Origin of the sequence: Amycolatopsis sp. NPDC049253, from assembly GCF_040678995.1 — a bacterium.
Lineage (GTDB): Bacteria > Actinomycetota > Actinomycetes > Mycobacteriales > Pseudonocardiaceae > Amycolatopsis.
Window position 1 is genome coordinate 1 of the sequence record NZ_JBFAQX010000002.1, and the last position, 13,182, is coordinate 13,182.

A 13,182-nucleotide genomic window follows, 5' to 3' on the forward strand; every position below is an offset into this window, starting at 1 on the left:
CGCCGGGCCGGTTGAAGCCGTAGAACGGGCCCGAGGCCACCGCTCGGTAGAACACGGAACGGTTCGCGAACAGCTGCGCCTGCAGGTCGTCGAAGGCGCTCTTGGGCAGGCCACCCGGGTTCGAGTCGGTCTGCAGCATCAGCGGCGGGATGGCGGACAGGATCGCGGCCTTGGCGACGCGGGCCTCGCCGTGGCGGGCGAGGTAGCGCACGACCTCACCGCCGCCGGTGGAGTGCCCCACGTGGATCGCGTCGTGCAGGTCGAGGTGGGCGGTGACGGCGGCCAGGTCGTCGGCGTAGTGGTCGAGGTCGTGCCCGTCGGCGACCTGTGCGGAGCGGCCGTGCCCGCGCCGGTCGTGGGCGATGACGCGATAGCCGTGCTGCAGGAAGAACAACATCTGGGTGTCCCAGTCGTCCGCCGACAGCGGCCAGCCATGGCTGAAGACGATCGGCTGGCCGGTACCCCAGTCCTTGAAGTAGATCTCGACACCGTCGTCGGTGGTGATCGTCGGCATGATGGTCTCCGTTCGTTCGGCGGCCCGGCTTTCCGGACCCGCCCTCGTTGACGGGGACCATCGTCGCCGGGCCGGATCCCGCACAGCGCCAGACAGATGACTGTGCCGGTGACGGTGTCCGTCCGCTCAGAGCCGCCCCGGCTACCGGCCCGGCAGCGAGCGCGGGAGCCCGAACGCCGGGAAGACGCTGTTCTCGAAGCGGCTCATCGCACAGATCCGGCCACCCGTCAGGGTGAGGACGTACAGGCCGGTGCCGTGGCGGACGCCGCCCGGGGTGCGCAGGTACGCGCCGAACGCGGGCTGGCCGTTGGCGCGCGTCGCCACGAGGTCGAAGCGCCGCCCCGCGCCGAACAGGCTCGCGCAGAAGTGGCCCACGACGTCGCGGCCTTCGTACTCGAAGGGCAGCGGCGGCATCGACATGAACGCGTCGTCGGTCAGCAGCGTCACCAGCGCTTCGATGTCGGCGGCCTCATACGCGCTGACGAACCGCGCCACGAGCGCGTCCTCCTCGGGCGAGCCGGCGGCCGGAGCGGGTTCGGTGGCAGCCGGCCGCCGGGGCGGCAGGCCGGTGCGTGCCCGTTTGAGGGCGCTCTTGACCGAGTCGACGGTGGTGTCCAGCATGCCGGCCACCTCGGCGGCGGGGAACCCGAGGACGTCGCGCAGGATCAGGACGGCCAGCCGGCGCGGCGGCAAGGTCTGCAGGGCGGTCACGAACGCCAGGGAGATCGACTCGGTCTGCTCGTAGCGGGCTTCCGGACCGAGCGGCACGGTCATCGCGCCTTCGAGGAGGGTGTCGGGGTACGGCTCGAGCCAAGGGACCTCGCCGAGCCGCGTGGGCTCCGGCGGTTCGACGCCGGGGATGTCCCACTCCTTGGCCGGGCGGCGCTTGGCCGCGCGCAGGACGCTGAGACACCGGTTGGTGGCGATCCGGTAGAGCCAGGTGCGGATCGAGGCGCGGCCGTCGAACCCGGCCAGGCCTCGCCACGCGGACAGCAGTGTGTCCTGCAGGGCGTCCTCGGCGTCCTGCACCGAGCCGAGCATCCGGTAGCAGTGCACCTGCAGCTCGCGCCGGTGCGGCTCGGTCAGCGCCCGGAAGGCCTCGCCGTCGCCGCCCCGCGCCCGGCTGATCAGGTCGGTTCCCGCCCGTTCCATCGCCCCGCCTCTCCGCTCGGCGTTCCCATCCTGTCTTGACGCCGGCCGGGGCCGGAAGGGGGCGCGCCCCCTTTCGGGATCCCGCGGCGTCGGTACCCCCGAAAGCCGACGGCAAAGGGAGAACGGCCATGGGAAAGATCGTCATCAGCGAGAACGTCTCGCTCGACGGAGTCGTCCAGGACCCGACCGGTGAGGACGGCCTCGGGCGGGGCAGCTGGTTCACGTGCGTCGGGGACGGCGACCGGGAGGCGTGGGCGAAGGTCGAGTTCGAAGAGGCGGTGAGTGCCACGGCCCTGCTGATGGGGCGGCGCACCCACGCGTGGTTCGTCGCGCGGGGCTGGGGGTCCCGCGACGGCGCCTGGGCCGACCGGTTGCGAGCCCTGCCGAAGTACGTCGTCTCCTCCACCGCCCTGGACGGTCCCGAGTGGACCAACTCGACGGTCGTGAAGGCCGTGGAAGTCCCGGAGCTGAAGCAGGAGGTGGACGGCGACCTCGTCGTCTACGGCAGCGGCCTGCTGGTGCACACGCTGGCCGGGCACGACCTCGTCGACGAGCTGCGCCTGATGACCTACCCGGTCGTGGTCGGCGCGGGCGAACGGCTCTTCGCCGAAACGAGCGAGGTGAAACCGATGCGGCTCGTGGCCACGCGGACCGTCGGTGAAAGCCTCGTTCTCCTCACCTACCGGCCGGCCTGACGCTTTTTGTCGGTGGCGGCGAACAGAATGGGCGGAGCCACCTGAGCCGACCGGGAGGATCGTCATGGCTTCGTCGCACCACCGCCTGGACTACACGGAGTTCGCCGTGACCGACCTCGACCGTGCGACGGCGTTCTACCGCGCCGCGTTCGGCTGGGGTTTCAACGCGTACGGGCCCGCGTACGCCGGCATCCGGGCCGATCCGGCCGAGACGTACCCGGAGGTCGGCGGATTTCGCGTCGACGACGAGGTCACCCCGGGCGGGCCGCTCTGCATCCTGTACTCGGACGACCTCGGTGCGAGCGAAACATCCGTCGTCGCGGCGGGAGGCACCGTCTTCGAACCGGCCTACGAGTTCCCCGGCGGGCGGCGGTTCCACTTCCGGGATCCGGAAGGCAATGTGCTCGCCGTGTGGTCGGCCTCGTAGCTTCACCGCGCCGGGTCGCCTCGCCCACGCCGGGGCGAGGCGACCCGGTCGCGCTCAGCCCCACTGGTACTTGAGGAACTTCCCGTCGAGCGTCACGACCACGCGCTCACCACCCGGGTCCTCGCGACGGCCGACGTCGATCTTGAAGTTGATGGCGCTCATGATCCCGTCGCCGAACTGCTCGTGGATCAGTTCCTTGATGGTGGGGCCGTACACCTGCAAGACCTCGTAGAAGCGGTAGATGGTCGGGTCGGTCGGCACGGCCTCCTCGAGCGCGCCGCGCGTCGGCTGGAGCTGCAGCGCTCGCGCGACGTCCTCGTCCAGCTCCAGGATCGCGACGGCCTTCGCGGCTTTGTCCGCGGGGACCGGGTGCTGGCCGAGCAGGGCCGACGTCGTCCACGCCACGGGGGCGTCGAGGGATTCGGCGATTTCGGCCCAGGTGAGCCCCAACCGGACCTTGGCCTCGAGCACCGCGTCGGCCGCCTGCTTCTTGGTAGTCATGCGATCGAGCGTAAGGGGCCCGGCCACGGGGGAGCCATCTATTCCTCCTTCGTGTTCACTGTCTTTTCCTCTGAACTCAGAGGAACGGTGTATCAAGCCCGGAGGTCGGCGCCGGCCCGGTGCAAGGCGGCGAGTACACCCTGGGCCTCCGCGCTGCGCGCCGGCGGCGACACGGCGACCGTCCTGCGTCCCGGCCAGCCCGGGTCGTAGACGCCGACGGTGACCACGCCGGCCGGGATGGACCGGGCGGCGACCTCGGGCATCAGGCACACGCCCAGCCCCGCGGCGACCAGGCCGAGCCGGGCCGGCCACCCGCGCACGGCGTGGCCGATCACGGGCTCGGTGAGCGTCGGCCAGGCGCGGAACTGCGGGTCGTCGCGGTGGCCGGGCGGCCCGGCGATCCAGGTCTCGCCCGCCAGCTCGGCCACGGGGACCACGTCGACGCCGGCCAGCCGATGACCGGACGGGACCGCGACACACAGGCCGCCGGCCGACACGACCTCCTGGTCGAGCCCGGCCAGGTCGTAGTCCGGCAGCCCGGCGCCGACGCCGATCACGGCCACGTCCAGCCGCCGGGCACGCAGGTGCCGCAGCAGGGTGGGCGTCGCGGCTTCGGTCAGCGCCACCTCCAGGCCCGGGTGCTCGGTGCGCAGCCGCGCGACGGCGCGGGGCACCAGCACGGCCGTCGCCGACGGGTAGGCGCCCAGCCGGACGCGGCCGGCGAGCCGGTCGTCCAGGCTCGCGAGGTCCTGTTCGAGCGCCCGCATCCCCGCCAGGATCCGGCCCGCGTGCTCGACCACGACGGCACCCGCCGCGCTGACCCGCACGCCGCGGCCCTCACGGACGAACAGCGCCTGCCCGGCCGCCGCCTCCATCGCGGCCACCTGGCGCGAGATCGCCGGCTGCGAGTACCCCAGCAGCCGCGCGGCGGCGGTGAACGATCCGCTCAACGCGATCTCCCGGACGACCCGCAATCCCGCCACGGTCAGCTCACTCATGCGCGAACCGTATCGCCGCGATCCGGAACTCTCATCTCCCGGATGGATTTTTCTACCCTCACAACGGGTTTTCTCCAGTATGGACACCACACCGAACAGCAAGACCTGGTTCGTGACCGGAGCGTCGCGCGGGATGGGCCGCGAGCTCGTGGAGCAGGTGCTGGCGCGCGGCGACCGCGTCGCGGCCACGCTGCGCCGCCCGGAGCGGCTCGCCGATCTCGCCGCCCGCCACGGCGATCGCCTGTGGGTGCGCGCGCTGGACGTCACGGACACCGCGCGGCTGCGCGCCGTCGTCGACGAAGCGTTCGCCGCGTTCGGGCGCATCGACGTGGTCGTGTCCAACGCGGGCTACGGCGTGTTCGCCGCTGCCGAGGACCTGACCGACGCGCAGATCGACCGCATGATCGCGACCAACCTCACCGGCTCGATCCAGCTCGCCCGCGCGGTCGTGCCGCCCCTGCGCGCCCAGGGCGGCGGGCGCCTGCTGCAGCTGTCGAGCATGGGCGGGCACCTCGCGTTCCCCGCGTTTTCGCTCTACCACACCACGAAGTGGGGTATCGAAGGCTTCTTCGAGGCGCTGGCCGAGGAGGTCGCGCCGTTCGGCATCGACACAACGCTGGTCGAGCCGGGCATGGTCCGCACGGGCTTCTTCGACGCCGCCGACCGCGTGCCCGTCAGCGCCCCGTACCGCGGCGGGCCCGCCGACCAGGAGCCGATCCCCGTTTCGGAGATGACGGACAGCCAGGAGAACACGACCGCCGCCGTCGTGCGCGCGGCGGTTTCGGCGAACCCGCCGCGCCGCCTCGTGCTGGGTTCCGACGCCTGGCAGCTGATGACCACGGCGCTGCGGCAGCGGCTGGCCGACGTCGAATCCCAGCACGCCAACGCCGCGACGGCTGACGTGGTGCCCACGCACCGCTGAGCCGGGCCGGCCACCGGATGCCGATCACGCTCACGGAAGCCGCTCGCCGGTGGCCACCTCGGTCAAGGTCTCCGGCAGCCGCAGGGCCGTCACCGTGCCCGCGGCGGCCGTGAGCGTGATCAGGCCGAACACGACACCGAACGCCAGCGTCGGCCGGGCGTGCAGGCCGGCGAGGATCGCGCCCGTCGCCGCGACTCCCGCGACCGCGCCCACCTGCCGCACCGTGTTGAACAGCCCCGAAGCCGCGCCCGCCGCCGACGGGGCGACCGAGGCCATCGCGGTGACCGACAGCGGCGCCCAGGCCAGGGCGTTGGCCGCGCCCAGCACCGCGGCTCCCGCCGCGACCCACCACGGGTTCAGGTGCAGGACGACCACCAGGCCCACGATCAGCAGGCTCGCCGTCAGCAAGACCATCCCGGCCACCGCGGGCCGGCGCGGACCGATGCGATCGACCCAGCGGCCGGTCCACGGGGACAGGACCATTGCCACGACGGCGTCCGGCGCCAGGACCGCCGCGCCCTCGACCGGGCCGAACCCGCGCACGTCCTGCACGTAGAGCATGGTCGGCAGGGCCATCGCGAGCACCGTCGCGCCGAGCGCCGCCATCGCCAGGCTGGCCGAGGAATACTCGGCCGAGCGGTAGAGCTCCAGCGGCGCAAGGGCTTCCGCGCCTTGGCCGCGTTCCCTGCGGACGAAGAAGACCAGCAGCGCGGCGGACAAGCCCAGCGCGGGCAGAGACAGAAGGCTCCATGACAGCAGCGCCCACACGAGAAGGCTCAGTCCCGCCGTGCTCGCCACCGCGCCCGGGACGTCGAACCGCGTGACACGCCCGGGACTGCCCGGAATCAGGCGCAGGCCGAGCAGAAGCGCGATCCCGCAGAGCGGCACGTTGACCCAGAAGATCCAGCGCCAGTCGAGCGCCGCGGTCAGCAGCCCGCCCGCGACGGGCCCGAGCAGGGTGCCCGCCGCCGCGACCGAACCCCACACCCCGAGGGCGCGCCCGCGTTCGTGCTCGGCGAAGAGCCGCCGGATCAACGTGAGCGGCTGCGGCGCCATCGCCGCCGCGGCCAGTCCTTGCAGGACCCGGAACGCGATCAGCCAGCCGATCGACGGCGCCACCGAGCACAAGGCCGACGCGGCCCCGAAGCCCGCCATCCCGGCGAGGTACACGCGCTTCGGGCCGAAGCGGTCCCCGAGCCGCCCGAACACGAGCAGCGGTACCGAAAACGCGAGCAGGTAGCCGGCCGTCACCCAGAACAGCCCAGCCACGTCGGGCTTCGGCTCGGCCTGGATCGCCGGACTCGCCACCGCCACGATGGTCGTGTCGAGAAGAATCACGAAGAACCCCGCGAGCAACGCCGTGAGGCCGCCCCATCTGCCGGTCATGCCACCGTTCCCCGTGTCCGCCCTGGGAGCGCGAGAGTCGCAGGCGAGGGGATCAGCGGTCAAGTCCCGGCGGCGGCCCGTCAGTCCGCCGGCAGCGGCGCGGCGCGAAGTCGTGCTCGGCCCACAGCACGCGCGACGCCGCCTCGGGCCGCGGCGACCAGACGTTGAGCGTCAGCCAGTCCTCACCGGTCACCGCGTTCGACGGCGGGCCGGGCGGCTGAGGGGGCGGCGGGCCGAACTCGTGCGCCTCGCACACGCCGTCCCCCGTCGGCGCGGCGAACCGCAGCTCCCCCACCGGCGGCCGCGCGAACGGGATGCCGCGGAACACGGCCAGGCCGTCCTCCGTGCGGCCCCGCACTCGTCCGGCTTCGGTGCGGATCTCCGGGGCGTTGATCGCGGCTTGCCTCCCCGCGGCCGGTCCGGCGCGCCGCGCGAGGTCGCCGAGGCAGCCGAGCGCGCGGGGGCCGCGCGTGCGGGACCTTTCGATTTCCGTCGCTCACCCGCGCCGGGCCAGGTCCGCGGGGCTGCCGCTCGGCATGCCGACGCCGGATTCCGCGTACGCGCGCAAGCTTTCGGTGAAGTGGTTCCAGCCGGAGGTACACATGTCGATGCAGTCGAGCTGCGCGGTCAGGCCGTGGTGGCGGAAGCGCAGTTCCGTGGTGCCGTCGACCGGGACGAGGGTGAAGGCCGGCCGCGTGCCGACCCAGTCCGGGAGGAAGTCGCACGAGGTGACGGTCCAGCGGACCACGCTGGGCCGCGTGGCTTCGTCGACGCGCATCACGCACGGGTCCGGGTGGGAGAAGAAGAACCGGAGCTCGCCCCCGGCGTCGCCGGATCCCGTGACGCGGGTCCACCACGCGCCGAGGCCGGCGACGGTGGTGAGCGCGTCGAACACGGTGCCGGGAGCCGCGTCGACCGAGAGGGTCCTCTGGTAGTCCGGGGTCATACCGGGGTTTCCTTTCCTTCGGCCGATCGCAGAGCCTGGATCGACTCGGCGATCGTCTTGATCCGCCGCAGCCGGGCGTCCCACGCCGCGCCGACGGAGGTCAGCTGCGCGACGGCGCGGGCGAACTGCGCTTCGTTGACGACGTACCGGACTTCACGCCCGTCCTTGCGGGCCACGACCAGCTCCGCGCGCTCCAGCACGGCGAGGTGCTTGGTGACCGCCTGACGCGTCACCGGCAGGTGCCGGCTCAGTCCCGTCGCCGTGCCGAACCCGTCGGCCAGCAGCAGGTCCAGCAGGTGCCGCCGGGTGGGGTCGCCGAGGGCGGCCCACAGCTCGTCGTCGATCACGTGCGCACCAGCCCGGCCGCGTACGCCGCGAGGTTGGGCAGGTGCTCGTCCCAGCCCGCGCTGTGGTCGCGGTAGTACGCCTCGAGCCGAGCCGCCTCCCACCCGATCTCGCGGAAGCCGGCCTCGGTGAGCTTCAGCAGCGTGCCGCCGTCCTCCAGGACCAGCTCGAACGTGACGAGGAACGAGTTCTCCGGCGTCGCTACCTGTCCCGTCGGCTGCACCCAGCGGAAGACGAACCGCCGCGGCGGCTCCGCCTCGACCACGGACACCGGCACGACGGCCGTCCCGCTCCCGTCCCGGCGCGGCCGGCTCATGGTGCCCGCGCTCCCCTCGAACACCGCGTCGAACCCCCACCACTGCGCGATGTGCTCGGGCCGCGTGATCACCTCGTAGACGACTTCGGGCGGTGCCGCCACCCGGATCTCGCGCTCGATGGTGCCGTACTCCATGGCCGTCCTCCCTAGTGGCAACCAATGGTTGCAGGTTAGGCGGCGACGCCTCGGTGCGCAACTATCTGTTGCGGGTTCGGGGCCCAGTAGCCTGGCCTGATGCCCGTCAAACCCGGCTCCCGCGACCGGCTGCACCGGCTGGAGTCGATCACCGACGCCGCCCTCGGCCGGCTCGAGCTGGAGCCGCTGCTGCGGACGCTGCTGGAGCGCGTCCGCGAGCTGTTCGACGTCGACACCGCGACGGTGCTGCGTTTCGACGAGGCCGCCGGGCAGCTGACCGCGATCGCGTCGGCGGGCATCGAGGAAGAGGTCTTCCAGGGCGTGCGGGTGCCGGTCGGCGCCGGGTTCGCCGGCCGCGTCGCGGCACAGCGCGCGCCGGTGCTGATCGACCACGTCGACGAGTCGACCGTGATCAACGCACTGCTGTGGGAACGCGGTCTCAAGGTGCTGCTGGGCGTGCCGATGCTGGCCCGCGACGAGCTCGTCGGCGTGCTGCACATCGGGTCCACAGTGGAGCGCGTGTTCGACGCCGACGACATCGAGCTCCTGCGGATCGCCGCCGCCCGCCTCGCGTTGACGATGGCGGCCGAGGCCGCCGGCGAAGACCGCGCGGCCGCGACCGCACTCCAGCGAAGCCTCCTGCCGGCGCGCATCGCCTCGGTGCCGGGCCTGGACTTCGCCTCCCGCTACGTGCCGGGCGCGGACTTCGCCGTCGGCGGCGACTGGTACGACGTGTTCCCGCTCCCCGGCGACCGCCTCGGCATCGTGATGGGCGACGTCGCGGGCCACGGTCTGGGCGCCGCCGTGGTGATGGGCCGGCTGCGCAGCGCCCTGCGCGCCTACGCGCTCGACGCCGCGAGCCCGGCCGAGGCGCTGGGCAAGCTGAGCCGCAAGATGAACCACTTCGAGAAGGGCATCATGGCGACCGTCGCGTACGCGATCGTGCCGCCGGACCGCGAAACCCTCGTGCTGTCCCTTGCCGGGCACCCGCCGCCCGTCTTGGCCACGCCCGGCTCCCCCGCGCGCCTGCTGGACGTCCCGCCGGACCTGCCCGTGGGCCTGGGCCTGCCGCCCGCGGACCGGCGCGACACCGTGGTGCCCCTGCCACCGGAGTGCACGCTCGGCTTCTACACCGACGGCCTCGTCGAACGCCGCGACGCCGACCTCGACGAAGGCTTCCGCAAGCTGACCACCGCCATGACCACGGGCGACCCGGAAGCCGTGTGCGCCCGCGTGATGGCCGCGCTCGTCGGCACGAACGCGGCGCAGGACGACGTCGCGCTGCTGGTGGCGACGAAACGGCCGGTGCGTTCGTAGCCGCCCCGGTGGGCGCCCACCGGGGAGTTCCCCGATGCGAAGGACCCCGCGCCGGACCCACGCTGGGCCACGAGATGTCGCCCAGCCCGGGAGGTCCAGCAGAGATGGTGTCGTGGAGCCGCGTGAGCGAGGCGGACGTGGTGCGCGCCGCGCAGGAGTACGACCGGCTCGGGGCGGAGGCGTTCTTCGCGGAGCACGGGTTCGGGCCCTCGCGCACCTACGAGCTGGTGTGGGAGGGCAAGCGGTACCCGCACAAGGCCGTTCTCGGTACGGCGTACGAGTTCGCCACCGGCGAGCGCCTGGCGCCCGGCGACTTCGAAGGCGGCAAAGCGGGCGCGGTGGCGGTACTGGGGAAGCTCGGATTCACGATCGAGCCGCGCCGCCCTTGACTCGCCGCCCGTGGGTCTCAGTAGCGGCCGTCGAACCGGGACCCGCGACCGTGTTCGGTGAAGCGCAGGCCGACGACCCGCCCGTCCTCCACGATCCACCGCAAATCGTACGAAGCGCGGTAGCTCGGCGGCCAGAACGAGCCGAACCGCCCGTCCCCTTCGACGGTCCACTCGCCGCGAGTGGTGGCGCCGGCGGCGACGTAGCTGGTGGTGCCGTCGGAGGAGAAGGTCTGCGTCGAGCCGTCGTCGAAACGCAGTCGCCCGGCCGTCAAGGCGGTGGCCATGTGCACGGCGGGGACGGGCTCGCCGTCGCGCGCCCCGAGGTCGTCGAGTCCTGCAGCCATGGGGTTCCTTCCCGTGAGGTGCGGCGAAAGTAGCAAGCCGCACGGCTGTCGCAACCGGGCACAACACTTCCGTAAGAACCACCGTAACGTCCCGATAATGGTGACTGCGCGTGCTGCTCCCTAGGGTGTGAGGGCCACCTCCCACCGACCCTGGAGTGTCCGTGAGTCCCCGATTCGACGGCCTGCGCGCCGTGTTCTTCAACAGCACGCTGAAGCGCTCGCCGGAGCCCAGCAACACCGAAGGTCTCCTCCGGGTGAGCGCCGAGCTCATGCGGCGCGAGGGTGTCGAGGTCGAGGTGATCCGCACGATCGACCACGACATCGCCGTCGGCGTGTACCCCGACATGACCGAGCACGGCTGGGCGAGCGACGAATGGCCCGCACTGTACGAGAAGGTGCTGGCCGCCGACATCCTCGTCCTGTGTGGACCGATCTGGCTCGGCGACAACTCGTCCGAAATGAAGAAAGTCATCGAACGGCTCTATGCGTGTTCGCACCTGCTCAACGACGCCGGCCAGTACGCTTACTACGGACGCGTCGGTGGCTGCCTGATCACCGGCAACGAGGACGGGGTGAAGCACTGCGCGATGAACGTGCTCTACAGCCTCCAGCACCTCGGTTACACGATCCCGCCGCAGGCCGACGCCGGCTGGATCGGGCCGATCGGCCCGGGTCCGTCCTACCTGGACCCGGGGTCGGGCGGGCCGGAGAACGACTTCACGAACCGCAACACCACGTTCATGACGTGGAACCTCATGCACCTGGCGAAAATGCTGAAGGAAGCGGGTGGAATCCCCGCGTACGGCAACCAGCGGGCGGCCTGGGACGAGGGCGAGCGGTTCGATTTCACCCATCCCAACCCCGAATACCGCTGAGAGGACACCGATGACCACTGTCGGGAAGATGCTCGTGCAAAGCCTGGCCGACCACGGCGTGTCCGCGATGTGGGGCGTGGTCGGCGACGCGCTGAACCCGGTCACCGACGCGCTGCGCCAGGAGCCTCGCATCCGGTGGATCGGGGTCCGGCACGAGGAGGCGGGCGCGTTCGCCGCGGGCGCGCAGTCGCAGCTCACCGGCCGGATCGGCGTGTGCATGGGCACCGTCGGGCCGGGCTCGCTGCACCTGCTCAACGGCCTCTACGACGCGAAGAAGTCCCTCACCCCCGTGCTCGCGATCTGCGGGCAGGTGCCCAGCGGCGAGATGGGCAGCGACTACCACCAGGAAGTGGACAACGACGCCGTGTTCCGCGACGTGTCGGTGTTCTCCCGCACGATCACCGACCCGGCGCAGTTCCCGTACCTGCTGGAGCTGGCGGTGAACGCGGCGTACGCCCGCAGCGGGGTGGCCGTGCTGACCCTGCCGGGCGACGTCGCGGCCCGCGAGCTGCCGCACGGCACACAGGAGCCGCGGTTCGTGAGCCAGCACCCGCCGGTGACCCCGGACGCCGGGGCGCTCGGCGAGGTGGCCGCCGTGCTCAACCGCGCGGACACCGTGACCATGCTCGTCGGCTCCGGCGCCCGGCCGGCCCGCGACGAGGTGCTGGCGACGGCGGAAACCCTTGCCGCGCCGATGGTCCTCACGCTCAAAGGCAAGGAAACCCTCGAACGGGACAACGACTACCAGGTCGGGCAGACCGGCCTGATCGGCAACCCCGCGGCGCAGCACGCGCTGACCCACGGCGACGTGCTGCTCATGGTGGGCACCGACTTCCCGTACCGCGACTGGTACCCGAAGGGCAAGACCGTGGTGCAGATCGACCACGAGGGGATGCGCATCGGCCGTCGCACGCACGTGGACCACGCCCTCGTCGGCGACGCCCGCACCACGCTGGCCGCGCTGCTGCCGCTGCTCGAGGCGAAGCCCTCGCGCGAGCACCTCACCGCGTCCCGCGAGCGCTACACGAACTGGCACGACCGTCAGCGCCACCTCGCGGACCCCGGCTACGACTCCACCGTCGTCGGCCGCGTCCGCAAGCAGTTCGACAACCGCGAGCGCGCCATCCGCCCCGAGGTGCTCGCGGCGGCGATCGACCGGCACGCCGACGCCGACGCGGTGTTCACCTCCGACACCGGCATGTCCACGGTGTGGCTGGCCCGCTTCGTGACCCTGCGCGGAAACCGGCAGCTGCTCGGGTCGTACAACCTGGGCTCCATGGCCAACGCCCTCCCCCACGCCCTCGGCGCCGCCCAGCTCGACCCCGCGCGCCAGACGATCGCCTTCTGCGGCGACGGCGGGCTCACCATGCTCATGGGCGAACTGCTCACGGTCGCGGCCTACGACCTGCCGGTGAAGATCTTCGTGTTCGACAACTCCCGCCTCGGCATGGTCAAGCTGGAGCAGGAACAGGGCGGCATCCCCGAGTTCGGCACGGTCCTCAAGAACCCGGACCTCGCCGGCGTCGCCCGGGCCTGCGGCATCCACGCCGTCCGCGTCGAGCACCCCGACCAGGTCGACGCGGCCGTCCGCGACGCGCTGGCCCACCCCGGCCCGGTGCTGCTCGACGTCGTCACCAACGCCGAGGAGATCGTGATCCCGCCGAAGCCCACCGTCTCCCAGGCGTGGGGCTTCGCCATCGCCAAGATCGAGGAGACCCTGATCTCGGCGCACGACCCCGGCGAAAAGGCGTAACCAGCTCCACCGCCCCAGAGGCCCGACCGGCGACGGTCGGGCCTCTTTCTTTTGTGCCAGTCACACGGTCGGGTGACAGAGACCGTCCCAGCTGGGCAGACACCGCGGTCGGCGAATCACCCGATACGGCGGCGTCTCAGGGATTGATCACCGGATTGACGGTTGGT

The 13,182-nt window shown here is 72.1% G+C and carries 17 protein-coding genes; 7 read left to right on the forward strand and 10 right to left on the reverse strand.

Going from position 1 to position 13,182, the window contains the following annotated elements; translation table 11 throughout:
• Window positions 1-514 (reverse strand): alpha/beta hydrolase (locus AB0K15_RS04180; RefSeq protein WP_364045395.1); only part of this gene is annotated, 514 nt, incomplete at its 3' end.
• A gap of 141 nt (window positions 515-655) precedes the next feature.
• Window positions 656-1,666, reverse strand: a complete 1,011-nt coding sequence (locus tag AB0K15_RS04185) for a sigma-70 family RNA polymerase sigma factor (RefSeq protein ID WP_364045397.1) — start codon at window positions 1,664-1,666, stop codon at window positions 656-658.
• A gap of 128 nt (window positions 1,667-1,794) precedes the next feature.
• Between AB0K15_RS04185 and AB0K15_RS04190 the strand changes: the two genes are divergently transcribed.
• A complete protein-coding gene (locus AB0K15_RS04190) occupies window positions 1,795-2,361 on the forward strand; it encodes a dihydrofolate reductase family protein (RefSeq protein WP_364045399.1) in 567 nt (188 codons plus the stop codon).
• Between the two features lie 64 nt (window positions 2,362-2,425).
• Window positions 2,426-2,788: a VOC family protein gene (locus tag AB0K15_RS04195; protein ID WP_364045401.1), complete on the forward strand. Its 363-nt coding sequence runs from the start codon at window positions 2,426-2,428 to the stop codon at window positions 2,786-2,788.
• A 54-nt stretch (window positions 2,789-2,842) separates the two neighbouring features.
• On the opposite strand, the gene cynS is transcribed toward AB0K15_RS04195, so the two are convergent.
• On the reverse strand, window positions 2,843-3,289 hold the full coding sequence (cynS, locus tag AB0K15_RS04200; protein ID WP_364045403.1) for a cyanase: 447 nt from the start codon (window positions 3,287-3,289) through the stop codon (window positions 2,843-2,845).
• Window positions 3,290-3,381: 92 nt separating this feature from the next.
• Complete coding sequence (locus AB0K15_RS04205; RefSeq protein ID WP_364045405.1) at window positions 3,382-4,287, reverse strand: LysR substrate-binding domain-containing protein; 906 nt, start codon at window positions 4,285-4,287, stop codon at window positions 3,382-3,384.
• A 79-nt stretch (window positions 4,288-4,366) separates the two neighbouring features.
• Between AB0K15_RS04205 and AB0K15_RS04210 the strand changes: the two genes are divergently transcribed.
• On the forward strand, window positions 4,367-5,209 hold the full coding sequence (locus AB0K15_RS04210) for an SDR family oxidoreductase (protein ID WP_364045407.1): 843 nt from the start codon (window positions 4,367-4,369) through the stop codon (window positions 5,207-5,209).
• A 30-nt stretch (window positions 5,210-5,239) separates the two neighbouring features.
• Here AB0K15_RS04210 and AB0K15_RS04215 read toward each other — a convergent pair whose 3' ends face one another.
• From AB0K15_RS04215 to AB0K15_RS04235, 5 genes are read right to left on the reverse strand one after another with little or no spacing between them, the layout of a single operon-like run.
• Window positions 5,240-6,595, reverse strand: a complete 1,356-nt coding sequence (locus tag AB0K15_RS04215; RefSeq protein WP_364045409.1) for an MFS transporter — start codon at window positions 6,593-6,595, stop codon at window positions 5,240-5,242.
• Window positions 6,596-6,647: 52 nt separating this feature from the next.
• Window positions 6,648-7,082, reverse strand: a complete 435-nt coding sequence (locus tag AB0K15_RS04220) for a carboxylesterase family protein (protein ID WP_364046651.1) — start codon at window positions 7,080-7,082, stop codon at window positions 6,648-6,650.
• A gap of 9 nt (window positions 7,083-7,091) precedes the next feature.
• The gene (locus AB0K15_RS04225; RefSeq protein ID WP_364045411.1) at window positions 7,092-7,541 is read right to left on the reverse strand and encodes an SRPBCC domain-containing protein; all 450 of its coding nucleotides are present in this window, start codon (window positions 7,539-7,541) and stop codon (window positions 7,092-7,094) included.
• Entirely contained in the window at window positions 7,538-7,888 is a 351-nt protein-coding gene (locus tag AB0K15_RS04230; RefSeq protein ID WP_364045413.1) for a metalloregulator ArsR/SmtB family transcription factor, read from the reverse strand. Before AB0K15_RS04230 ends, AB0K15_RS04225 begins: the two co-directional genes overlap by 4 nt.
• Window positions 7,885-8,337: an SRPBCC family protein gene (locus tag AB0K15_RS04235; protein WP_364045415.1), complete on the reverse strand. Its 453-nt coding sequence runs from the start codon at window positions 8,335-8,337 to the stop codon at window positions 7,885-7,887. The genes AB0K15_RS04230 and AB0K15_RS04235 overlap by 4 nt, the downstream gene beginning before the upstream one ends.
• A gap of 99 nt (window positions 8,338-8,436) precedes the next feature.
• Here AB0K15_RS04235 and AB0K15_RS04240 point away from each other — a divergent pair, with 99 nt between their 5' ends.
• Both AB0K15_RS04240 and AB0K15_RS04245 read left to right on the forward strand, forming a co-directional pair.
• Window positions 8,437-9,654, forward strand: a complete 1,218-nt coding sequence (locus AB0K15_RS04240) for a GAF domain-containing SpoIIE family protein phosphatase (protein WP_364045417.1) — start codon at window positions 8,437-8,439, stop codon at window positions 9,652-9,654.
• A 122-nt stretch (window positions 9,655-9,776) separates the two neighbouring features.
• A complete protein-coding gene (locus AB0K15_RS04245) occupies window positions 9,777-10,043 on the forward strand; it encodes a hypothetical protein (RefSeq protein ID WP_364045419.1) in 267 nt (88 codons plus the stop codon).
• Between the two features lie 17 nt (window positions 10,044-10,060).
• On the opposite strand, the gene AB0K15_RS04250 is transcribed toward AB0K15_RS04245, so the two are convergent.
• Window positions 10,061-10,387, reverse strand: coding sequence for a hypothetical protein (locus AB0K15_RS04250; protein ID WP_364045421.1), 327 nt, complete (start codon window positions 10,385-10,387; stop codon window positions 10,061-10,063).
• Between the two features lie 161 nt (window positions 10,388-10,548).
• Between AB0K15_RS04250 and AB0K15_RS04255 the strand changes: the two genes are divergently transcribed.
• Both AB0K15_RS04255 and AB0K15_RS04260 read left to right on the forward strand, forming a co-directional pair.
• The gene (locus AB0K15_RS04255; protein ID WP_364045423.1) at window positions 10,549-11,262 is read left to right on the forward strand and encodes a flavodoxin family protein; all 714 of its coding nucleotides are present in this window, start codon (window positions 10,549-10,551) and stop codon (window positions 11,260-11,262) included.
• 10 nt (window positions 11,263-11,272) lie between these two features.
• Entirely contained in the window at window positions 11,273-13,015 is a 1,743-nt protein-coding gene (locus AB0K15_RS04260; protein WP_364045424.1) for a thiamine pyrophosphate-dependent enzyme, read from the forward strand.
• Window positions 13,016-13,182: the final 167 nt, after the last annotated feature.

Bases quoted from the DNA above. Each gene is read 5' to 3' on its own strand.
- AB0K15_RS04185 (WP_364045397.1), bottom strand. From the start codon at position 1,666: ATGGAACGGGCGGGAACCGACCTGATCAGCCGGGCGCGGGGCGGCGAC.
- AB0K15_RS04225 (WP_364045411.1), bottom strand. From the start codon at position 7,541: ATGACCCCGGACTACCAGAGGACCCTCTCGGTCGACGCGGCTCCCGGC.
- AB0K15_RS04215 (WP_364045409.1), bottom strand. From the start codon at position 6,595: ATGACCGGCAGATGGGGCGGCCTCACGGCGTTGCTCGCGGGGTTCTTC.
- AB0K15_RS04195 (WP_364045401.1), top strand. From the start codon at position 2,426: ATGGCTTCGTCGCACCACCGCCTGGACTACACGGAGTTCGCCGTGACC.
- AB0K15_RS04260 (WP_364045424.1), top strand. From the start codon at position 11,273: ATGACCACTGTCGGGAAGATGCTCGTGCAAAGCCTGGCCGACCACGGC.
- AB0K15_RS04190 (WP_364045399.1), top strand. From the start codon at position 1,795: ATGGGAAAGATCGTCATCAGCGAGAACGTCTCGCTCGACGGAGTCGTC.
- AB0K15_RS04250 (WP_364045421.1), bottom strand. From the start codon at position 10,387: ATGGCTGCAGGACTCGACGACCTCGGGGCGCGCGACGGCGAGCCCGTC.
- AB0K15_RS04205 (WP_364045405.1), bottom strand. From the start codon at position 4,287: ATGAGTGAGCTGACCGTGGCGGGATTGCGGGTCGTCCGGGAGATCGCG.
- cynS (WP_364045403.1), bottom strand. From the start codon at position 3,289: ATGACTACCAAGAAGCAGGCGGCCGACGCGGTGCTCGAGGCCAAGGTC.
- AB0K15_RS04210 (WP_364045407.1), top strand. From the start codon at position 4,367: ATGGACACCACACCGAACAGCAAGACCTGGTTCGTGACCGGAGCGTCG.
- AB0K15_RS04240 (WP_364045417.1), top strand. From the start codon at position 8,437: ATGCCCGTCAAACCCGGCTCCCGCGACCGGCTGCACCGGCTGGAGTCG.
- AB0K15_RS04235 (WP_364045415.1), bottom strand. From the start codon at position 8,337: ATGGAGTACGGCACCATCGAGCGCGAGATCCGGGTGGCGGCACCGCCC.